This window comes from Oxalobacteraceae bacterium OTU3CINTB1 (assembly GCA_024123955.1).
Classification (GTDB): domain Bacteria; phylum Pseudomonadota; class Gammaproteobacteria; order Burkholderiales; family Burkholderiaceae_D; genus Rugamonas.
On record CP099652.1, the window covers coordinates 4137859 to 4158423 of the forward strand.

Genomic DNA, 20565 nt, shown 5'->3' on the forward strand with positions numbered 1-20565 from the left:
CACTCATAAGTTATGCAAACGAGACTAAAAATCACTTCATCTATGCGTTTTTATCACAAGTGAGAGGCATGCCGCTTCATGGGCCAGTTCAGACAGATATCCACTTTCGTTGAGGTTGTCGCTAGGGGCAGCCTGTCGGCCGCCGCCCGCGCCGAGGGCATCGCGCCGGCCATGATCGGGCGCCGTCTCGACGCGCTGGAGAGCCGCTTGGGCGTGAAACTGCTGCAGCGCACTACCCGCAAGCTGGCACTGACCGACGAAGGCGCGGCCTTCCTGGAGGATTGCCAGCGCATCCTGGCGGAGCTGGAGGAAGCCGAGTCGGCGGTGGCGGAGCGCAGCGCGCACGCCACCGGGCACCTGATGATCTCGGCGCCGGCCGGTTTCGGCCGCCAGCACGTGGCGCCGCTGCTGCCCTCCTTCCTCACCGAGCACCGTGACGTCACCGCGACGTTGAACATGAGCGACCGCGTGGTCGACATCGTCGGCGAAGGCATCGACGTCGCGATCCGCATCGCCAGCCTGGCCGATTCCAACCTGGTCAGCGTCAAGCTGGCAGACAACGAACGCGTGGTGGTGGCGGCGCCCTCCTATCTCAAACGCTACGGCGAACCCAAGACCCTGGCCGACCTGGCCAAACACAATTGCCTGGCCATCAGCAGCGAAGGCAGCCAGCGCGGCTGGACCTTTCGCGATAACGGCAAGAACGTGGTGTTGAAGGTGAACGGCAACATGGGCTGCAACGACGGCCAGGTGCTGCACGACTGGGCGCTGGCCGGCAAGGGGCTGGCGTGGCGGTCGATGTGGGAAGTGGGCAGTGAGATCGAGGCGGGCAAGCTGCAGACGGTGCTCGATCAGCACGCGGCGCCCGGCAACGATATCTACGCGGTGTTCGCGCAGCGCCGCCATTTGCCGTTGCGCATACGCGCCTTTGTCGACTTTCTGCGGCACACCTATGCACAGGGGGATTACTGGCGCAAATCGGGCAAGCAATAAAGGGAAGCAATGAAGGTGGGCAATAACGCTTATAAAGCAGCAACTACAAAACGATAGACGAAAAAAAATCCTCGGATACCGAGGATTTCTTTATTTCGTTTGATTCAGCGTATTACAGAGGCTGAATGTTCGAAGCTTGCTTGCCCTTAGGACCAGCAGTCACTTCAAAAGAAACACGTTGGTTCTCTTGCAGCGACTTGAAGCCTGCGGACTGAATCGCCGAGAAGTGAGCGAACAGATCTTCGCCGCCTTCGTCAGGGGTGATAAAGCCGAAGCCCTTCGAATCATTGAACCATTTTACGATACCAGTTGCCATTACAATTCCTATTTCAGTTAAGTTGGGCTTGCGCCCGTGATATCGTTTGAGGCAAGAAAGAAATGACAGACTAACTGCACTACTCTTGAATCTAAACGATCCCGCATTATACCCATTTACGAGAGAAAAGCACGTGTTCACGAAAATAAATGCAAACCGCCGCTTTTTTTGGTAGAAAAACCGAGTTGTTCGGGGTTCCCGCCGGTCCTTCCTGCCCTCTTTCGTGAGTGGTGTAACTGTCACTATAGACAAGTAAATGATAACTGGTTTGATTTACATCAAGCGCACGTCTCAATCGAAAAGTGTTGCGCGGGCGTCACGCGCGGCCCAGCGCAGCAGCTTTTCCACCTCGGGCTGCACCGCTTCCCAGCCGGAACCGGAGGCCATCGCCTCGCGCAGCATGTGCTCGATACGCCGCGCCTCCTGACCCAAGGTGCCAAAGCCGAAGGTGCCGGCCGATCCGGCCACGCCGTGCAGCAGCTCGTGCAGCTGGCGCATCGACGCTTCCGCCGGCGCGCCGCTCTCGCCGCTTTCAGCGACGCAGACGGCCAGCGCCGAGGTGATTTTCTCCATCGTCACCGGCACGGTCGCGGCGAATTTTTCGTTCAGCGCCGCCAGGCGCGCGCGGTAATCAGGATCGACTGGAGTGGCCATGGCGCTGTTATTTAGTGCCGAAAATGCGGTCGCCGGCGTCGCCCAGTCCAGGCACGATGTAGGCGTGGTCGTCCAGGTGCGAGTCGAGCGAGGCGCAATAAATCTTCACGCCCGGATGCGACTTCTGGAACACCGTGATCCCTTCCGGCGCCGCCACCAGCGACAGGAAGATGATCTGTTCGTCGGTCACGCCGCGCGATTTCAGCACGTCCACCGCGTGCACCGCCGAATTGCCGGTGGCGACCATCGGGTCGCACAGGATGAAGGTGCGCTCGGCCAGATCCGGCAGACGCACCAGATATTCCACCGGCTGGTGGGTGTCGGGGTCGCGGAACACGCCGATGTGGCCCACGCGCGCCGACGGCACGAGGTTCAGCAGGCCGTCGCTCATGCCGATGCCGGCGCGCAGGATCGGCACGATCGCCAGCTTTTTACCGGCGATGACGGGTGCGTCGATCGTCATCAGCGGGGTTTCGATGGTGCGGGTGGTCAGCGGCAGGTCGCGGGTGATCTCGTAGCCCATCAACAGCGTGATTTCCTTGAGCAGTTCGCGGAAGGTACGGGTCGACGTATCCTTCTCGCGCATGTGACTCAGTTTGTGTTGGATCAGTGGGTGGTCGGTGATGAACAGATTGGGGAAGCGCGGATCTTGTTTCATTGTTTGCTCTTTTTTTACGGGTTATCGCGCCATTATACTAGGCAAGCACCAGCGCCCGATCAAGAATCGCCTCGCAATCCACGCCCGCCGGCAGCCGTCCGAAGGCCCCTCCCGGCTCGCGCGCCAGCCGCGAGGCGATGAACGCCGACGACACATATAAAGGCGCGTGGCGCAGCAGCAGGCCGGCCTGCACCGCCAGCACCACGCGCTCGGCCAGCAGCCGCGCGCCGAATTCGCCGGCCTGCGGCTGGTCCAGGTCCGCGAGCAGCGATTGGGTGTAGCGCTGGTAGTCGCCCTGCCCGGGCACTTCCCCGGCGCCTTCTCCGGCGCCGGCCAGCTCCAGCTCCGCCGCCAGCGCCTCGCGCGCGGCCGGGGTTTTGCCGAAGGCCCGCAACAGGTCCAGGCACATCACGTTGCCGGAACCCTCCCAGATCGAATTGACCGGCAGCTCGCGGTACAGGCGCGCCAGCGGGCCGTCCTCCACGTAACCGCTGCCGCCGATGACTTCCATCGCCTCGGCGCCAAAAGCCGGGCCACGCTTGCAGATCCAGTATTTGCCGGCCGGCGTCAGGATGCGCGCCAGCTGCTGTTGCGCCGGATCGCCAGCCTGGTCGAAGCAGCGCGCCAGCCGCATCGCGAACGCCGTGGCGGCTTCCGATTCCAGCGCCAGGTCGGCCAGCACGTTACGCATCAACGGCTGTTCCGACAGCGGCCGGCCGAACGCCGAACGGCCGCGCGCATGGTGCAGCGCGTGCGTCAACGCGGCCCGCATGGCGCCGGCGCTACCGAGCACGCAATCGAGCCGCGTGTGGCCGCCCATCTCCAGTATCGTCGGGATGCCGCGTCCCGGCTTGCCGACCAACCAGCCGTGGGCGCCGGTGAATTCGACCTCCGACGAGGCGTTGGAGCGGTTGCCCACCTTGTCCTTGAGCCGCTGCACGCGGATCTGATTGCGGCTGCCGTCCGGCAGATAGCGCGGCAGGAAAAAGCACGACAGCCCCGCACTGCCGCCATCGTCGGTTTGCGCCAGGATCAGGTGCGCATCGCTCTGCGGCGCCGAGAAAAACCATTTGTGGCCGACGATGCGGTACGCGTCGACGCCTTCGTCGCCATATAGCGCCCGCGCTTCGCCGGGTGGCAGCGGCTCGGCGCGGGTGGTATTGGCGCGCACGTCGGAACCGCCCTGCTTCTCCGTCATGCCCATGCCGATGATGGCGCCGCGCTTTTGCTCGACCGGCAAGGAACGCGGATCGTATTCCAGCGACAGTATCTTCGGCAGCCACTTGGCGGCGATCGCCGGCGCCTGGCGCAGCGCGGGCACGCAAGCGTAGGTCATCGTCACCGGGCATTGCGATCCGTTCTCCACCTGGCCGAACATCAGATACTTCGCCGCCCGCGCCACCTGGGCGCCCTCGCCGCCCAGCCACGGCGACGCGTGGGCGCCGTTCTCTATCAGTAGCGTCATCAGGCGATGCCAGGCCGGATGGAATTCCACCTCGTCGATGCGATGGCCGGCCCGGTCGAAGTTGTGCAGCGTCGGCGGGTAGTCGTTGGCCAGGCGCGCCAGGTCCAGGATTTCGGCGCGGCCCAGTTGCTGGCCCAGCGTCTGCAGTGCGTCGGCGTGCGCGCCGCCGCCCTCGCGCAGCAGCGCCTCCCGCAACGCGGGGTCCGACGCAAACAGGTTGAAGTTCTCCAGCGGCGCGACGGCATTGCGCACCCGATGGGTATCGAAAGGGTTGTCGAAAGCGTTGTCGAAGGCTGTCACGGCGGGTCTCCTCCCGGCCGGTGCCGGGCTACATTGACAGGCCAGACTAGCGCAAACGAAAGTGCCACGCAAGCACGCGCATCGGCACTGCGGCAGGATGCCACGCGGCCGCAAAAAACCCTCCCGGCGGTCGCCGCCCGGCTCCGACACCGCTTTTTTAGATGTTTCTCAATAGAAATGAGTAAAACTCGACGGAATGTTGTCTATTTTCATGTAAATCCAAACTCATCAGTGATACATTTCGTTCTGGTTTTGCAAGATAAAAGCAACCCAATTGTTACATGAACAACTTGAAAGTATTGAACAACGCGATGCGCCCTACTCATCCATCACAGCCCGACCGCGATCCGAGCCTCCCACCGGAAGATCTGGCGGACCATCTCGTGGACCACCTCATGGAGGAGGCTGGCGATGTCGTTTTCCGTCTCGACGCGCTTGGTGACATCGTTTTCGCCAGCCGCCGCGCGACCGCGTTGCTGGCCCGCCCGGGCGCGATCGCCGGCGGCACGCTGACCAAACTGATATGCGAAGCGGACCAGGCGCCGCTGGCGGCCGCCCTGGCCGAAGTCGCCGACTCGCGCGCCACGCGCCTGGTCGAAGCGCGCATCAAAACCCCGGACGCCGAAGTCTGGCACGAACTGCGCATTTCCTGCCACATCAACCGCCAAAACGCGGTCGCCGGGCTGCTGGTCGTCGGGCGCGACATGTCGATCCAGCACGCCACCGAGGAACGCCTGCGCCACATGGCCACGCACGACGCGTTGACCGAGCTGCCCAACCGCCTGCTGCTGTCGGACCGCATGCGCATGGTCATCGCCAACGCGCGCCGCTCCGGACAAGGCTTTGCCGTCGCCACCATCGGCCTCGATGGCTTCAAGAAGGTCAACGACGGCCTGGGCCACCCTATCGGCGACGCGATGCTGCGCATGGCCGCCGCCCGCCTGCGCAAAACCCTGCGCGACAGCGACACGCTGGCCCGCGTGGGCGGCGACGAATTCGTCGCCATCCTGCCGGGCACCGCCACCGACGCGCAGATCAAACTGGTCACCGGCCGCCTGATCGCCACCTTGCAGTCGCCGTTCGAGATCGACGGCCACACGATCTATGTCGGCGCCTCGGTCGGCGTCGCCGTGTACCCGACCCACGCCGAGGACGAGGTGCGCCTGGTCGCCCTGGCCGATGCCGCCATGTCGCGCGCCAAGGAAACCGGCAAGGCGCGCTGCGTCGTCTACAGCCCGTCCGAGGCCGGCCCGCCATCCCACGACATCTCGCTCGAAGCGGCGATGTTCCAGGCGGTGCGCGAAGGCGAGTTCCTGCTCTACTACCAGCCCATCGTCGACGCCAAAACGCGCGAGATCCAGGGCTTCGAGACGCTGATGCGCTGGAAGCATCCGACCCTGGGCATGGTGCCGCCCGCCCGCTTCATCCCCATCGCCGAGACCAACGGTTTGATCAACCTGCTGGGCGCGTGGGCGCTCAAGGCCGCGTGCGTGCAGCTCAAACAGTTCGAGGAGGTGGCGAAACGCCCCCTCTACATCTCTGTTAATATTAGCCCACGGCAATTCCGTAATGATAAGTTTCTGGACGTGCTCGACGACGCCATCGCGTTCTCGGGCCTACTTGGTGAGCAATTGGTGTTAGAAATCACAGAAGGCACATTGATGGTCGATCCGGTCCACGCCGAATCGATCCTGTCCAAAATGGCGGAGCGCAAGGCCCGCATCGCCATCGACGATTTCGGCACCGGCTACTCGTCGCTCGCCTACCTCAAACGCTTCCCGATTTCGGTGCTCAAGATCGACCGCGCCTTCATCCGCGACCTGCCGGAATCGCAAAAGGACGGCGCCATCTGCAACGCCGTGCTCGATCTGGCCAAGCACCTGGACCTGTCGGTGGTCGCCGAAGGCGTCGAAACCGAAGAACAGCTGCACTTCCTCGAGCGGCGCGGCTGCCAGTACATCCAGGGCTACCTGACCGGCAAGCCGATGGCCGCCAACGTCGCCCTGGCCGCCCTGCGCGAAAGCATCCACGTCAAGGTGGTGCCGGCCGAACTGCGTCAGGTGGCGCAATGACGGACGTCTTCAAAGCCAGCACGCCGTTGGGCGACCAGACGCTGGGCCAGCTGTGGGACTGCACGCGCCGCCGCGGCGACATGCCGGGCTTCGCCAAGGCCATCACCGCCATCCTGAGCGCCATGCGCGGCGAGGACGAGCAGGAATTCAACATGACGCGCACCGTGCTGTCCGACCCGGTGCTCACGCAAAAGGTGCTGCGGCTGGCCAACAGCGGCATGTACTCCGCTTTCGGCCAACACGTCAGCACCGTCTCGAAGGCGGTGCTGGTGCTGGGCACCGAGGCGATCGGCCATCTGGCGCTGGGACTGAAGCTGATCGAGGAACTGTCCACCACGTCCACCGACACCACCGTCGCCCACATCGAAATGGAAAAGGCCGTGCTGGCGGGCATCGTCGCCCAGCAAATCGCCTACACGGCCGAAAGCCAGCATGGCGAAGCGGCCGTGGTGTGCTCGATGCTGCACACGCTGGGCCGCATGATGGTCACCTTCTATATGCCGGAGCGCTGGAACGAGCTGCAGCGCCTGGCCGACCGGGACGGCCGCTCGATCGACGACGTCGCGCCGGAAACGCTGGGCCTGAGCATGGAGGAAATCGGCCACGCCGCCGCCCTGCACTGGGGACTGCCGGCCAACCTGGTCAAGGGCATGCGCAAACTGGCGCCGAGCGAGGACGGCGCGGAAGTCAGCGCGTCCGACTGGATCGCCGGCCTGTCGACGATGTCGGCCATGTGCGCTGAATCGCTGTGGCACGACGACCCCGCAGGCGCGGCCATCGTCCGCCAGCTGACCGAGAGCTATGCGGTGATGCTGGGCGTGGAGCCGGCCAATCTGATGCACGCCATCGAACAGGCCAAGGTGGTGGCGGCGAACGACCTGACCATCGCCCCGCTGTCGCGTCCCGCCGAGCGGCGCGCCAAGGCGCTGGCCAAGACGCGCCAGCGCGCCGCCGGCAACAAGATCCTGCTCAGCGGCCTGGCCGACATGCGCGACATGCTCGACACCGCCAGTCCGGGACAGATGGTGCAGATCGCGCTGGAAACCGTCTACAAGGGACTGGATTTTTCGCGCGCGGTGGCGTTCGTGCGCAACCGCAAGGAGAGCCATTATTCGGCCAAGATCTCCTTCGGCGAAGGCACCAGGGAGATCCTGGCGGCGATGACGTTCGACGACGCCTACGAACCGAACGTGTTCCACGCCGCCCTCAATAGCGACCGCGTGATCTTCATCGAAAACGCGCGCGACGCCAAGTTCGCCGCCAAGCTGCCGCTGTGGTGGAAAAGTTCGCTGGCCGAGGCGCGCAGCTTTGTGATCCTGCCGCTGTCGGCCAACGGCCAGCCGGCCGGCTTCCTGTACGGCGACTGGGACGACTCGTTCCCGCCGATCCAATTAAGCCAGACCGAATTCTCGCTGCTCAACGACATGCGCACGCTGGTGGTGCGCGCGGTGGAACGGCGCCACGCGCAGGAAATCGTCAGCAGCCGCGTGTAAGCAGGCCGGCGATGGCGCCGGCCGCTTCGCTTACAGCGTGATATCGGGAGTGGATACCTTGACGTCGCCGCATTGGGCGCGGTGCATCAGCGCGTGGTCGATCAGCACCAGGGCCAGCATGGCCTCGGCGATCGGCGTGGCGCGGATGCCGACGCACGGATCGTGGCGGCCGAACGTCTCGACCACCACCGGCTTGCCGTCCTTGTCGATCGAGTCGCGCGGCGAGCGGATGGACGAGGTCGGCTTAATCGCGATCGACACGGTGATGTCCTGGCCGGTCGAAATGCCGCCCAACACGCCGCCGGCGTTGTTGCCGATAAAACCTTGCGGCGTCAGCGAGTCGCCGTGCTCGGTGCCCTTTTGCACCACCGACTTGAAGCCGGCGCCGATCTCCACGCCCTTGACGGCGTTAATGCCCATCATCGCGTAGGCGATGTCGGCGTCGAGCTTGTCGTAGATCGGCTGGCCCAGGCCCACCGGCACATTGCGCGCGATGACGTCGATGCGCGCGCCGATCGAGTCGCCGGCCTTGCGCAGCTCGTCCATCGCCGCCTCCATGCGGGCGATCAGGTCGGCGTCGCCGCTGGCGGCGAAGAACGGGTTGTCATGCACGTGCGACCAGTCCTGGAACGGCACCGGGATGTCTCCCAGCTGGCTCATGCAACCGAGGAACTCGGTGCCGTATTGCTGCTTCAGCCACTTCTTGGCCACGGCCGCCGCGCCCACCACCGGCGCGGTCAGGCGCGCCGACGAACGGCCGCCGCCGCGCGGATCGCGTACGCCGTATTTATGCCAGTAGGTATAGTCCGCGTGGCCCGGACGGAAACTGTCGACGATATTGCCGTAATCCTTGCTGCGCTGGTCCTCGTTGCGGATCAGCAGCGCGATCGGCGTGCCGGTGGTCACGCCCTGGTAGACGCCGGACAGGATCTCGACCGTGTCGGGCTCCTTGCGCTGGGTGACGTGGCGCGACGTGCCCGGCTTGCGGCGGTCCAGTTCCGGCTGGATATCGGCTTCCGACAACGGCAAACCCGGTGGGCATCCATCGATCACACAGCCGATCGCCGGGCCGTGCGACTCACCAAAAGTTGTAACAGAAAACAATTTGCCAAATGTATTGCCGGACATAGGAAGAGAATCTTCGGAAAAAGGTGGAAAGTTCCTCATTCTACCAGCCAGCCGCTAGTAGCGGCCCGCCGCGCCGATAATTTGCATATGGACAAGTAATGCTTGGTACAACGGTTTTTGAAATACTTGATAAAACATTATCCAATTGAAACTAGCGATCTGCAAGCATGCGACGACTATGCAACAACTATGCAGCAAGTTGCATACAGGTACGCAACGTTACGTCCAAACCCGGGGAAATCTGCGTTCTTTTTGACAATCCGCTATATACTTGATTACAAGAACACCGAGAAATCCTGGAGAAGCTACACATGCCCCCACCGATCACGCCACTTGAGCCGTCAGAGGCCAAGGACGATCAAGACGATCTGGTATTCTTAGAAGAGCATCCGGCCACGCCCGACACCACGGGCGCGCGCAACGTATGGCGCGTCATGATCATCGACGATGACGAGGACGTCCATTCGACCACCACCTTCGCGCTCGGCAACCTCGACATGCAGCACCGGCCGCTCGAATTCGTGCACGCGTATTCGGCCAGCCAGGCGCGCGAAATGCTCGAACACGAGCACGAAATCGCCGTCATCCTGCTCGACGTGGTCATGGAACAGGACGACGCCGGCCTGCACCTGGTGCGCTACATCCGCGAGACCCTCAAGCTGGCCGACGTGCGCATCATCCTGCGCACCGGGCAGCCCGGCTACGCGCCCGAGATCGACGCCATCCGCGATTTCGACATCAACGATTACAAGACCAAGTCCGAGCTCACGCGCATCAAGCTGTTCACGACGGTGACCTCGGCCATCCGCTCGTACGAACAAATCCGCAAGATCAACGACAGCCGGCGCGGCCTCAACCAGATCGTCCAGGGCAGCACCGAACTGATGAGCCTGCACGGCGTGAAGAACTTCGCGGCCGGCGTGCTGGCGCAGATCGGCGCGCTGCTGTGCCAGGACAACAGCGGCGTGCTGTGCGTGAAGGAAGTCGGGGACGACGGCGGCCATGAGCTGGTTGTGATGGCCGCGTCAGGCGCCTACGGCCACCTCGACAACAGCTTCCTGACGGCCGGCAAGGGCCAGCGCGCGCACGCGGCCATGGAGCTGGCGCTGCTGGAGCGCCGCAACGTCTACCGCCCCGATGGCGTCACCCTGTATTTCGCCGGCAAGGCCAGCCGCGACTTCGTCGCCCACATCGACGTCTGCCGCGAGCCGGGCGAGATCAACGAGCGGCTGCTGGACGTCTTCTGCAGCAACGTCGCGGTCGGCCTCGACAACGTCGAACTGGTCTCGCACCTGCACAACGCCGCCTTCTACGACCAGCTGTCGAAGCTGCCCAACCGCACCCGCCTGGTCGAAATGCTCGACGCCACCCTCGCCGGCCCGTCGCGCGACGCGTCCACGCTGTCGCTGGTCGACCTCGACCACTTCGCCGAGACCAACGACGCGCTCGGCCACCAGTTCGGCGACCTGCTGCTGGTCGCCGTCGCCGGCCGCTTGCAGTTCGAGCTGGGTGGGCAGTTGACGGTGGCGCGCATCGGCGGCGACATCTTCTGCCTGGTGGGCGACTCGGCGCAGGTCAACCCGGCCAGGATCCTGCCGCTGTTCCAGCGCCCGTTCAGCATCGACGGCCAGGACGTGCAACTGTCGGCCACCCTGGGCCTGGTGCGGCTGTCGGAGCACGAAGGCAGCGGCGCCGACGCCCTGAAGGATGCCGACATCGCCCTCAAGCGCGCCAAATCGCAGCAACGCGCCGGCCACTTCTACTTCTCGCGCAGCATGGGCGTCGAAATCCGCGAGCGCGTGCGCATGATGCACGCGCTGCGCACCGCCTTCGGCCAGAACCAGCTGTTCGTCGTCTACCAGCCGCAAATCGACCTGGCCACGCGCCGGCCGGTGGGCGCCGAGGCGCTGCTGCGCTGGCAAACGCCGGACGGCAAATTCATCTCGCCGGACCGCTTCATCCCGATCGCCGAGTATTCCGGCCTGATCATCGATTTGGGCGAATGGGTCATGCGCACCGCCTGCCGCGAACTGGTCGCCCTGCGCAAGGCCGGACACCACGACTTCATGATGTCGATCAACGTCTCGCAGGTGCAATTCCGCCATCCGCACTTCCTGGAGATGCTGCGCAAGGCGCTCGAGGACACGCAGGCGCCGCCGCAATACATCGAACTGGAGATCACCGAATCGATGGCGATGGAGGAGCCCGACATGCTGATCAAGATGCTGGGCCAGATCAAGCAAACGGGCGTCAGCATCGCCATCGACGATTTCGGCACCGGCTTCTCGTCGCTATCGTATTTGCAGCGGCTGCAGATCGACCGCCTGAAGATCGACCGCGCCTTCGTCACCGAGATCACCGGTTCCGCGCGCGGCAGCAGCATCGCCGAGATGGTGATCCAGCTGGGCCGCAACCTGGGCCTGTCGGTCATCGCCGAAGGTGTCGAGGACGAGCGCCAGGCTCAGATCCTACAGGCGCTGGGCTGCCCGCTGGCGCAAGGCTTCCTGTTCGCGCGGCCGATGACGGCCGCCGCCCTGGACGGCTGGCTCAGCAACGACGCCCTCGAAGGCGCCGCCTGAACCAACTCCGGCAACTCCGGGGTCAGGTCCACCAATTCTACACGGGCTGATCCATAGAGCCGGATTGGCGCCCCTAGTGCCGCGTTCGTGTAGAAATGGTGGACCTGACCCCGGATGTCCAAATGAAAAAAACGCCATGGGCGCGGGCCGATGGCGTTTTTTTGCTTGCTGTTGCGCTTTAGTCCGGATGTTGATCAGCCGTCTCGGCCGGCCAGTCGCGGATATACGCCTTGAGCATGCGGTTCTCGAAGCTTTGCGCCTCCAGCACCGCGCGCGCGACGTCGTAGAACGAGATCACGCCGAGGATCGTCTTGGCATTCATCACCGGCAGGTAGCGCGCGTGCTTTTCCAGCATGATGCGGCGCACTTCGTTGACCTCGGTGTCCGGGGTGACGGTGATCGGGTGGTCGTCCATGTGCTTGCGCACCGTGCCGCCGCCCACCGTGCCGGCGTTGTCGTGCAGCGCCCGCAGCACTTCGCGGAAGGTCAGCATGCCGACCAGGTCGCCGAACTCCATGACGACCAGCGAGCCGATGTCCTTCTCAGCCATCGTGTTGGCGGCGTCCGCCAAAGGCTGGTCAGGAGAGATGGTATAAAGAATGCTACCTTTTACCTGAAGAATTTCGGAGACTTTCATTTTGGCCGTCCTGTCCGCTGAGATATAGGCTGTGTGAATGGGGTTTGTAGTTGTTCTAGCCTTATAGCGAATGTAGCCTATGCCCGGCAAAAAATCCAGCGCTGCGGATAAGCAAATCACAACATTCTTGTTCTTATGTTGTCTGGGTGTGATGCAGCGCGCTAAAGCGACCGGCAGATGGTGGCGCCGGTATCACCGGCAGTCGAGCGGTCCGAAATGCTCGGCCAGGGTTTTGCCCAGCCCCGTTTCGACGGCGTTTTCCACCTCGCGCGCCAGGCTGGCCGCTTCGCGCGCGGCCTGCAGATCGCGCTCGTCGTCGCCATCGGCCACCACGCCAGCGTTGACGGCCATGCCGCCGAAGACGAACAGGCGATAGACCTCGGCCAGCGTTAGTTTTTCCACGTTGGCGAGCAAGACCCAGTGGTCGGTGCCATCGCTGACCCGCTTGCCCCATTGGACCCGTGGCGGCGCCTCCACCTTGACCCGCCCCACCCAGCCCTCGGCCATCATTTTTTCCAGCAGATTGTCCATCTCGTCGAAACCGAGCCGGGTGCGCAGCCGGATCGCGCCGGCGCCCACCAGCGCCGTGTCGCCGCATTTACAGGCGACGTAGAGCACCTTGATGATGGCCATGGCATCGACAAACTCGCCGCCCGGCTGGGCCTCGTGCCACCAGCGCTCGTACTTCACCACCGGCAGCGCCGCCACCAGCAGCGCGCCGATCAAGGTGATCACCCACGACACATACACCCACAGCAGGAACAGCGGCAGTGCCGCCAGCGCGCCGTAAATCTTCGAATAAGTAGGAAACTGCGTGATGAAGATGGCGAAGCCGCGCTTGGCCAGTTCGAACGCCAGGCCGGCCACCAGGCCGCCCCAGGCCGCGTCCTGCCAGTCGACGTCGCGGTTGGGCACCGCCAGGTACAGCAAGGTGAAACCGGCCGTGGTCAGGGCCAGCGACGCCATCGTGTAGATGATCGCGCCCAGCACCGGCACCCGCCCGAACAAATCGACGGTGGCCATGAACACCTGCGACGACAACGTCAGCGACACGCCGATCAGCAGGGGCCCGAGCGTGATGATGGCCCAGTAGACCAGGATGCGGCGCGTCCAGCTGCGCTCCCCGCGCACCCGCCAGATGCGGTTGAATACGCGCTCGATCAGATTCATCATCGCGATCGACGTCATGATCAGCGCCACCGCGCCCACCGCCGACAGCCGCGTGGCCTTGGAGGCGAACATGGTCAGGTAATTGAGGATCGTCGTCGAGATCGACTTCGGCATCACGCTCTGGACGAAATACGCCTCCAGTGACATGCGGAAGGTGTTAAACAGCGGGAAAGTGGTGAAGATCGCCAGCGCGATGGTCAGCAGCGGCACCAGCGCGAACACGGTGGTAAAAGTGAGGCTGCCGGCGACTTGCGGCAGGCTTTCCTCGCGCAGGCGGCGATGGGCGAACAGCACCAGGTCGCGCACCTCCGGCCACGACAGCGATCGCATGGTCGCGATCCCGTTGCGGCAGGTGCTCAATACATAAAGAAGAATCGGGTGAATATATTTTGCGTACATGAGCGATAATCAGACGGCAGTGTTAGCCCCAGTGAAAAGCGCCCTATAATACCGCCGATGAACCAACCTAATCTGATTATTCTTGTATTGTTTTATTCGCGCCATGGCGCCACCCGCAAATTGGCGGAGCTGATCGCGCAGGGAGTCGAAAGCGTGCCGGGTTGTGATGCGCGCCTGCGCACCGTGCCCGCCGTCTCGACGGTGGCCGAGGCCACCGAGGCCGACGTGCCGGCCGAGGGCGCGCCCTACGTCGAGTTGGACGATTTGAAGGAATGCGCCGGCCTGGCCGTGGGCTCGCCCACCCGCTTCGGCAACATGGCGGCGGCGATGAAGTATTTTTGGGACGGCACCGCCACCGATTGGCTGGCAGGGACCCTGGCGGGCAAGCCGGCGTGCGTGTTCACCTCCACCGGCAGCCTGCACGGCGGCCAGGAATCGACTTTGCTGTCGATGATGATACCCTTGTTCCACCACGGCTTGATGGTAATGGGCCTGCCCTACACCAATCCGGAACTGATGACCACCTCCAGCGGCGGCACGCCCTACGGCGCTAGCCACTGGTCGGGCCTCGATGGCAAAAAGACCATCACCGAAGACGAGAAACGCCTGGCGATCGCGCTGGGCAAGCGACTGGCCGAAACGGCGATGAAGCTGCGCGCCGCCGCTTAATATTCAGATGCAAGACGGGGATGCAAAATGCAAAACGCGATGCACAAGTATTTTCACTGGGGCGCCATCGGCAGCCTCGGTCTGCTGATTGTCTGGTGCGTGCTGTGGGAGATGGTGCTGGCGCCGCTCAAGCCGGGTGGCTCGTGGCTGGTGCTCAAGGCCGCGCCGCTGCTGCTGCCGCTGTACGGCGTGTGGAAGCGCGACATTTACACCCTGCAGTGGACCTCGATGATGATACTGCTGTACTTCACCGAGGGCGTGGTGCGCGGCTGGAGCGACACGGACGAACTGTCCTCGCGGCTGGCCTGGGGCGAGGCGGCGATCGTCTGCGTCTACTTCGCCTGCGCGGTGATGTATCTGCGGCCGTATAAAAAAGCGGCGAAGAAGCTGTCCAAGGAATTGCTCGACAAGGTGAAGGGCACCACGGTCAAATGACGGAGTTTTTACTGGAGTGCCGTTCGCTGCTGGGCGACGCCTATGTGCTCGACACCGACGCCGACATGGCGCCCTTCCTCACCGACTGGCGCGGGCGCTTCACCGGCAAGGCCGCCGCCGTGCTGCGTCCCGGCTCGGTGGAACAGGTGGCGGCGCTGGTGAAGGCGTGCGCGCGCCACCGCGTGCCGCTGGTGCCACAGGGCGGCAATACCGGCCTGGTACTGGGCAGCATTCCCGACGCCAGCGGCACCGCCGTCGTGCTGTCGCTGGCGCGGCTCAACACCATCCGCGAGATCGACACCATCAACCGCACCATGACCGTCGATGCCGGCTGCATCCTGCAACAGGCGCAGGAAGCCGCCGCCGCCGAGGGCTGCCTGTTCCCGCTGTCGCTGGCGGCCGAGGGCAGCTGCACCATCGGCGGCAACCTGTCCACCAACGCCGGCGGCACGGCGGTCCTCCGCTACGGCAATACGCGCGAGCTGTGTCTCGGGCTGGAGGTGGTCACGCCGCAGGGCGAGATCTGGAGCGGCTTGCGCGGCCTGCGCAAGGATAATACCGGCTATGACCTGCGCGATCTGTTCATCGGCGCCGAAGGCACGTTGGGCGTCATCACCGGCGCGGTGCTCAAGCTGTACCCGCAGCCCAAGGCCAGCATCACCGCGCTGGCCGCGCTGCCCTCGCCGGCCCACGCGCTGCGGCTGCTGGTGCTGATGCAGGACCACTGCGGCTCCAGCCTGACCGGTTTCGAGCTGATGTCGCGCTACTGCCTGGAGCTGGTCGCCACGCAGTTCCCGCAACTGCCGAAGCCCTTTGCCGACGCCCATCCGCAGTACGTGCTGCTGGAACTGTCGAGCAGCGAATCGGAACAGCACGCGGTCGACCTGCTGGAGCGCGCCATCGGCGCGGCGCTGGAACGCGACGTCGTCACGGACGCCGTGGTGGCGACATCGACGACGCAATCGGCCGGTTTGTGGCAGCTGCGCGAGCATATTCCGCTGGCGCAGGCCAGGGCCGGCAAAAACATCAAGCACGATATCTCGCTGCCGGTGTCGCGCATCGCCGACTTCATCGACGTCACCGCGCCGCAATTGCAGGCGGCCTTCCCCGGCTGCCAACTGGTGTGCTTCGGACATTTGGGCGACGGCAACCTGCATTTCAACGTCGCGCCGCCCGAGGGCATTTCCAACGAGGATTTCCTGGCCAATCAAGACAAGGTCAACCGCGTGGTGCACGACAGCGTGGTCGGATTCGGCGGGTCCATTTCCGCCGAGCACGGCATCGGCGCGCTGAAACGCGACGAATTGGCGCATTACAAATCGGCGGTGGAACTCAACATGATGCGGGCCATCAAAGCGGCGCTGGACCCGCTGGGTATCATGAATCCCGGGAAAATTCTGTGAACGGGACCGCCATGAACCTCCATCTCCGCGCGCCTTGCGCCGCTGTGCTGTGCGCGGCCGCGCTGGCGGGCAACAACAGCGCCGCGCAAAGCGTCTATAAATGTACCGTGGACGGCAAGATCACCTATAGCGACATGCCCTGCCCGCCCGGCGCGCGCGCATCGTCGATGTTGGTGGTGCCGAAGGCGCCCGCCGACGCTGCGGCGGCGGCCGACCTGCAGCGCATGCAAAAGGAATCGGCGGCGCTGCAAAAGTCCCGCCAGAAGGTCGAGGAGCACGAAGCCCGCGAATCCGAGCGCGCCGCGCGGACCGCCATGTCCCAACGCAAGCGCTGCGCCAAACTCGCGCTGACCAAACAGTGGGCCGACGAAGATGCGCGTAGCGCCACCAACGCCAACGCGGCCAAGGCCAGGCTGCGCGCCAAGCGCGCCGGTGAATCGCTTTCGCTGGAGTGCGCGCACTGATGTCCGATCCGATGCGCGCGGCAGGCGGAAGGGGCGCCATCGCATCCAAAGGCGAGGCGGCGTCGATGCGCCGGCTGTCACGCTGGCTGCTGCTGGGCGAATGGCGCGCGCACCCGATGCGCGCGCTGGTCGCCATCGCCGCCATCGCCGTCGGCATCTCGCTCGGCTTCGCGATCCACCTGATCAACGCTGCCGCCTTCAACGAGTTCTCGTCGGCGATCAAGGGCTTGTCCGGCGTGGCCGATGTGCAGGTGCGCGGCACCGAGCCGGCCTTCGACGAGGCGATCTATCCGATCCTGGCGGCGCGCAACGGGGTCACCGTGGCCTCGCCGGTGCTGGAATTCGACGCCTCGGTTCCCGGACAGCGCACTGCATTGAAAATCATCGCCATCGATGTGTTCCGCGCCGGTTTCGTCGCGCCGGACCTGATCGGCGTGCCGGCCGACGGCGATCCGAGCTCCACCCTGGCAGACGATACGATTTTCCTGTCGCCCGCCGCGCAGCAGTGGCTCCATCCCACGGCGAATCAAATAACCCTGCAAGTCGGCGTCGACAAACTGCAACTGCGCGTGGCGGGGTCGCTGCAAAGCGCGCGCGCCGGCCAGCGCATCGGCGTGATGGACCTGGGCGCAGCGCAATGGCGCTTCGACAAACTGGGCCAGCTGTCGCGCGTCGACCTGAAACTGCGCGACGGCGTCAATCGCGACGCCTTCAAGGCGCAACTGGAGCAGGACCTGCAACGCGAATATCCCGGCCGCTTCCGGGTCAACCAGCCCAACGACCAGGAACAAAACAGCCGCAACGAGGGTATGAGCCGCGCTTACCGCGTCAACCTGACAGTGCTGGCGCTGGTGGCCTTGTTCACCGGCGCCTTCCTGGTGTTTTCCACGCAGGCGCTGTCGGTGATACGCCGCCGCAGCCAGTTCGCGCTGCTGCGGGTGCTGGGCATGGACCGCCGCCACCTGCTGCGCCAGATCCTGCTCGAAGGCCTGGGCCTGGGCATCGCCGGATCGGCCATCGGCATCGCCGCCGGCTACGGGCTGGCCGCCGCCGCGCTGCACTTCATGGGCGCGGACCTGGGCGCCGGTTTCTTCTCCGGCGTGCAGCCGACGGTGCACTTCACGCCCGTGGCCGCCGCCGTCTATTTCGCGCTGGGCGTCAGCGTGTCGCTGCTGGGCTGTGCCGCGCCGGCGTTCGACGCCGCCCGCGCCAAACCGGCGGTGGCGCTTAAATCCGGCACCGAGGAGGCGGCCATGTCGCGCCTGGCGACGGCTTGGCCGGCCCTGGCCTGCATCGCGCTGGCCGCGCTGCTGTCGCAGGCGCCGCCGGTGTTCGAATTGCCGATCTTCGGCTACCTGTCGATCGCGCTGCTGCTGGTCGGGGTGATCGCACTGATGCCGCGCCTGGCCGCCATCGTGTTCCGCTTCGCGCACAAACGCTGGAGCGCCGCCACCGCCAACCGGCCCGGCGCCTCGCCCGTATTAACGCTGACGTTATCGCGCCTGGCCAACGCCTCCAGCCAGGCAGGCATCGCGCTCGGCGGCGTGCTGTCGAGCTTTAGCCTGATGGTCGCCATGGCCATCATGGTCGCCAGCTTCCGCGTGTCGCTCGACGACTGGCTGCGCCAGGTCCTGCCGGCGGACGTCTACGTCAGCACCATCGGCGCGGGCACCACGGCTGGCCTGCGGCCGCAGGAACAGGCGGCCATCGCCGCCCTGCCAGGCGTGCAAAAAGCCAGTTTCCTGCGTGTGCGGGGCATTTCGCTGGCGCCGGGCCGCCCGCCCGTGGCGCTGCTGGCGAGCATCGTCAACGAGCAGGATCCCGCCCAATCGCTGGCCCTCGTGGGCGCGACGAAGCCGCCGGCGCCGGGCGGACCGCCACCGGTCTGGGTCTCGGAGGCGATGGTCGATTTGTACGATATGACAGTCGGCAAACGAGTGGAAATTCCCCTCAATGGCAAACTGCATTCCTTCCAGGTTGCTGGCGTGTGGCGCGACTACGCCCGTCCGACCGGCTCGATCCAGATGCGGCTGAGCGACTACCGCGCCATCACCGGCGACCAGCAAGCCAGCAGCGCGGCACTCTGGCTCAAACCCGGCGCGAAACCCGAGGACACCGTGCAAGCGGTGAAGCGGCTGCCGTTCGCCGCCGCGCTGGAAACCAGCGCGCCATCGGAGATCCGCGACATGAGCATGAAGGTGTTCGACCGCAGCTTCGCCATCACCTACCTGCTGGAGGCGATCGCCATCGTCATCGGCCTGTTCGGCGTGGCCGCCACCTTCTCGGCGCAGACCTTGGCCCGGTCAAAGGAATTCGGCATGCTGCGCCACGTCGGCGTCACGCGCGGGCAAATCCTGTCGATCCTGGCCATTGAGGGCGGCGCCCTGACCGGCCTGGGCATCGCCACCGGCTTTGTCCTCGGGTGGGTCATCAGCCTCGTGTTGGTTTTCGTCGTCAATCCGCAGTCGTTCCACTGGACCATGCAGCTGCATTTGCCTTGGGGTTTGTTGGCGTCGGTCGCCGGACTACTGCTGGCCGCATCCGCGCTGACTGCCCTGCTGGCGGGCCGGCAATCGCTGTCCGGCGGGCCGATACGCGCGGTCAGGGAGGACTGGTGATGCACTTGATACGTTACTTTGCGGTGTTCCTTATGCTGTTGTGCGGCGTGTCCTCGCGGGCGGCGCCGCCCGGATTTGCCCCGGTCGCGCCACTGCCGGACGGCGCTTCGCTGCGCTTCCCCGCCGATTACGGCGCCCATTTGGACTATAAAATCGAATGGTGGTATGTCACCGGCTGGCTCAATACGTCCGATGGCAAGCCGTTGGGATTCCAGGTCACCTTCTTCCGCAGCGGGACCGGGCATGACCGGGCAAACCCCAGCAAATTCGCGCCCAAGCAGCTGATCATCGGCCACGCCGCCGTCTCCGACCCGGCCAACGGCAAGCTGCTGCACGACCAGCGCAGCGCGCGCGAGGGCTTCGGCATCGCCTACGCCAAGGTCGGCGACGCCGATGTGAAGCTCGACGACTGGCGCATGACGCGCAACGCCGACGGCAGCTACGCCATCCGCGTGGACGCCGCCAACTTCGCGCTGAACCTGAAGCTGGCGCCATCGCAGCCGGTGCTGCTCCAGGGCCAGCGTGGCTATTCGCGCAAAGGCCCGCGCCCCGAGCAGGCCAGCTACTACTACAGCGAGCCGCAACTCACCACCACCGGCACCGTCACGCGCGGCGGCAAGGCGGCCGCCGTCACCGGCGCCAGCTGGCTCGATCACGAGTGGTCCAGCGACATCATGGGCGGCGATTCCGGCGCGGTCGGCTGGGATTGGATAGGCGCCAACCTCGACGACGGAGGCGCCCTGATGGCTTTCCAACTCCGCGACAAGACAGGTGCTAAACTATGGTCGCACGCGACATGGCGCGACGCATCCGGTAAGATCACGCAATTCTCACCGGAGCAGGTCGGTTTTGCCGCGCAACGGCGCTGGCGCTCGCCCCGCACCAATGCCGAGTATCCGGTCGAAAGCCGGCTCACCACCGGCAATGTGGAATGGCGGATCGTCCCCTTGCAGGACGACCAGGAACTGGATTCGCGCCGCTCGACCGGCGCGGTGTACTGGGAAGGCGCGGTGACGCTCACGCGGGACGGCAAGCCGGCCGGTCGCGCCTATCTGGAAATGACCGGGTATGTCAGCCCGATGAAACTGTAGAAGAATATTAGAACAACCCAA

17 protein-coding genes are annotated in these 20565 nt (G+C 64.7%); 10 read left to right on the plus strand and 7 right to left on the minus strand.

Translation table 11 applies throughout. The features are described from left to right. Window positions 1-78 precede the first annotated feature (78 nt). A complete protein-coding gene (locus NHH73_17890; protein USX24485.1) occupies window positions 79-993 on the plus strand; it encodes a LysR family transcriptional regulator in 915 nt (304 codons plus the stop codon). A 112-nt stretch (window positions 994-1105) separates the two neighbouring features. Here the strand turns inward: NHH73_17890 and NHH73_17895 are convergent, their stop codons facing one another. The 4 genes from NHH73_17895 to NHH73_17910 all read right to left on the minus strand — a co-directional run bounded on the left by NHH73_17895 (window position 1106) and on the right by NHH73_17910 (window position 4386). After that, window positions 1106-1309 (minus strand): cold-shock protein, encoded by a 204-nt coding sequence (locus NHH73_17895; protein ID USX24486.1) that lies wholly within the window; start codon window positions 1307-1309, stop codon window positions 1106-1108. A 291-nt stretch (window positions 1310-1600) separates the two neighbouring features. Next, window positions 1601-1963, minus strand: a complete 363-nt coding sequence (locus tag NHH73_17900) for an Hpt domain-containing protein (GenBank protein USX24487.1) — start codon at window positions 1961-1963, stop codon at window positions 1601-1603. Window positions 1964-1970: 7 nt separating this feature from the next. After that, complete coding sequence (upp, locus tag NHH73_17905) at window positions 1971-2621, minus strand: uracil phosphoribosyltransferase (protein USX24488.1); 651 nt, start codon at window positions 2619-2621, stop codon at window positions 1971-1973. A gap of 37 nt (window positions 2622-2658) precedes the next feature. Beyond that, window positions 2659-4386, minus strand: coding sequence for an isovaleryl-CoA dehydrogenase (locus NHH73_17910; protein ID USX24489.1), 1728 nt, complete (start codon window positions 4384-4386; stop codon window positions 2659-2661). 395 nt (window positions 4387-4781) lie between these two features. Here NHH73_17910 and NHH73_17915 point away from each other — a divergent pair, with 395 nt between their 5' ends. Further along, on the plus strand, window positions 4782-6458 hold the full coding sequence (locus tag NHH73_17915; protein ID USX29652.1) for an EAL domain-containing protein: 1677 nt from the start codon (window positions 4782-4784) through the stop codon (window positions 6456-6458). Further along, window positions 6455-7951 (plus strand): HDOD domain-containing protein, encoded by a 1497-nt coding sequence (locus tag NHH73_17920; protein ID USX24490.1) that lies wholly within the window; start codon window positions 6455-6457, stop codon window positions 7949-7951. The genes NHH73_17915 and NHH73_17920 overlap by 4 nt, the downstream gene beginning before the upstream one ends. A 30-nt stretch (window positions 7952-7981) precedes the next feature. Here NHH73_17920 and aroC read toward each other — a convergent pair whose 3' ends face one another. Beyond that, the gene (gene aroC / locus NHH73_17925; protein ID USX24491.1) at window positions 7982-9079 is read right to left on the minus strand and encodes a chorismate synthase; all 1098 of its coding nucleotides are present in this window, start codon (window positions 9077-9079) and stop codon (window positions 7982-7984) included. Between the two features lie 311 nt (window positions 9080-9390). Between aroC and NHH73_17930 the strand changes: the two genes are divergently transcribed. Then, window positions 9391-11658 carry an EAL domain-containing protein gene (locus NHH73_17930; protein USX24492.1) on the plus strand — a complete coding sequence of 756 codons (2268 nt, stop codon included), beginning with the start codon at window positions 9391-9393 and terminating at the stop codon, window positions 11656-11658. Between the two features lie 178 nt (window positions 11659-11836). On the opposite strand, the gene NHH73_17935 is transcribed toward NHH73_17930, so the two are convergent. Beyond that, complete coding sequence (locus tag NHH73_17935) at window positions 11837-12295, minus strand: CBS domain-containing protein (GenBank protein ID USX24493.1); 459 nt, start codon at window positions 12293-12295, stop codon at window positions 11837-11839. 192 nt (window positions 12296-12487) lie between these two features. Next, window positions 12488-13795, minus strand: a complete 1308-nt coding sequence (locus tag NHH73_17940; GenBank protein USX24494.1) for a YihY family inner membrane protein — start codon at window positions 13793-13795, stop codon at window positions 12488-12490. A gap of 126 nt (window positions 13796-13921) precedes the next feature. Here NHH73_17940 and wrbA point away from each other — a divergent pair, with 126 nt between their 5' ends. From wrbA to NHH73_17970, 6 genes are all read left to right on the plus strand, one after another. Further along, complete coding sequence (wrbA, locus tag NHH73_17945; GenBank protein ID USX24495.1) at window positions 13922-14533, plus strand: NAD(P)H:quinone oxidoreductase; 612 nt, start codon at window positions 13922-13924, stop codon at window positions 14531-14533. 27 nt (window positions 14534-14560) lie between these two features. Then, entirely contained in the window at window positions 14561-14968 is a 408-nt protein-coding gene (locus NHH73_17950; protein ID USX24496.1) for a DUF2069 domain-containing protein, read from the plus strand. Further along, window positions 14965-16371 carry an FAD-binding oxidoreductase gene (locus tag NHH73_17955; GenBank protein USX24497.1) on the plus strand — a complete coding sequence of 469 codons (1407 nt, stop codon included), beginning with the start codon at window positions 14965-14967 and terminating at the stop codon, window positions 16369-16371. The genes NHH73_17950 and NHH73_17955 overlap by 4 nt, the downstream gene beginning before the upstream one ends. A gap of 11 nt (window positions 16372-16382) precedes the next feature. Then, window positions 16383-16835 (plus strand): DUF4124 domain-containing protein, encoded by a 453-nt coding sequence (locus NHH73_17960; protein USX24498.1) that lies wholly within the window; start codon window positions 16383-16385, stop codon window positions 16833-16835. 65 nt (window positions 16836-16900) lie between these two features. Continuing rightward, window positions 16901-19453, plus strand: a complete 2553-nt coding sequence (locus NHH73_17965; protein USX29653.1) for an FtsX-like permease family protein — start codon at window positions 16901-16903, stop codon at window positions 19451-19453. Next, window positions 19453-20544 carry a carotenoid 1,2-hydratase gene (locus NHH73_17970; protein ID USX24499.1) on the plus strand — a complete coding sequence of 364 codons (1092 nt, stop codon included), beginning with the start codon at window positions 19453-19455 and terminating at the stop codon, window positions 20542-20544. Before NHH73_17965 ends, NHH73_17970 begins: the two co-directional genes overlap by 1 nt. Window positions 20545-20565 lie beyond the last annotated feature (21 nt).

Bases quoted from the DNA above. Each gene is read 5' to 3' on its own strand.
- NHH73_17890 (USX24485.1), top strand. From the start codon at position 79: ATGGGCCAGTTCAGACAGATATCCACTTTCGTTGAGGTTGTCGCTAGG.
- NHH73_17895 (USX24486.1), bottom strand. From the start codon at position 1,309: ATGGCAACTGGTATCGTAAAATGGTTCAATGATTCGAAGGGCTTCGGC.
- NHH73_17900 (USX24487.1), bottom strand. From the start codon at position 1,963: ATGGCCACTCCAGTCGATCCTGATTACCGCGCGCGCCTGGCGGCGCTG.
- upp (USX24488.1), bottom strand. From the start codon at position 2,621: ATGAAACAAGATCCGCGCTTCCCCAATCTGTTCATCACCGACCACCCA.
- NHH73_17915 (USX29652.1), top strand. From the start codon at position 4,782: ATGGAGGAGGCTGGCGATGTCGTTTTCCGTCTCGACGCGCTTGGTGAC.
- NHH73_17920 (USX24490.1), top strand. From the start codon at position 6,455: ATGACGGACGTCTTCAAAGCCAGCACGCCGTTGGGCGACCAGACGCTG.
- aroC (USX24491.1), bottom strand. From the start codon at position 9,079: ATGTCCGGCAATACATTTGGCAAATTGTTTTCTGTTACAACTTTTGGT.
- NHH73_17930 (USX24492.1), top strand. From the start codon at position 9,391: ATGCCCCCACCGATCACGCCACTTGAGCCGTCAGAGGCCAAGGACGAT.
- NHH73_17935 (USX24493.1), bottom strand. From the start codon at position 12,295: ATGAAAGTCTCCGAAATTCTTCAGGTAAAAGGTAGCATTCTTTATACC.
- NHH73_17940 (USX24494.1), bottom strand. From the start codon at position 13,795: ATGCGATCGCTGTCGTGGCCGGAGGTGCGCGACCTGGTGCTGTTCGCC.
- wrbA (USX24495.1), top strand. From the start codon at position 13,922: ATGAACCAACCTAATCTGATTATTCTTGTATTGTTTTATTCGCGCCAT.
- NHH73_17950 (USX24496.1), top strand. From the start codon at position 14,561: ATGCAAAACGCGATGCACAAGTATTTTCACTGGGGCGCCATCGGCAGC.
- NHH73_17955 (USX24497.1), top strand. From the start codon at position 14,965: ATGACGGAGTTTTTACTGGAGTGCCGTTCGCTGCTGGGCGACGCCTAT.
- NHH73_17960 (USX24498.1), top strand. From the start codon at position 16,383: ATGAACCTCCATCTCCGCGCGCCTTGCGCCGCTGTGCTGTGCGCGGCC.
- NHH73_17965 (USX29653.1), top strand. From the start codon at position 16,901: ATGCGCCGGCTGTCACGCTGGCTGCTGCTGGGCGAATGGCGCGCGCAC.
- NHH73_17970 (USX24499.1), top strand. From the start codon at position 19,453: ATGCACTTGATACGTTACTTTGCGGTGTTCCTTATGCTGTTGTGCGGC.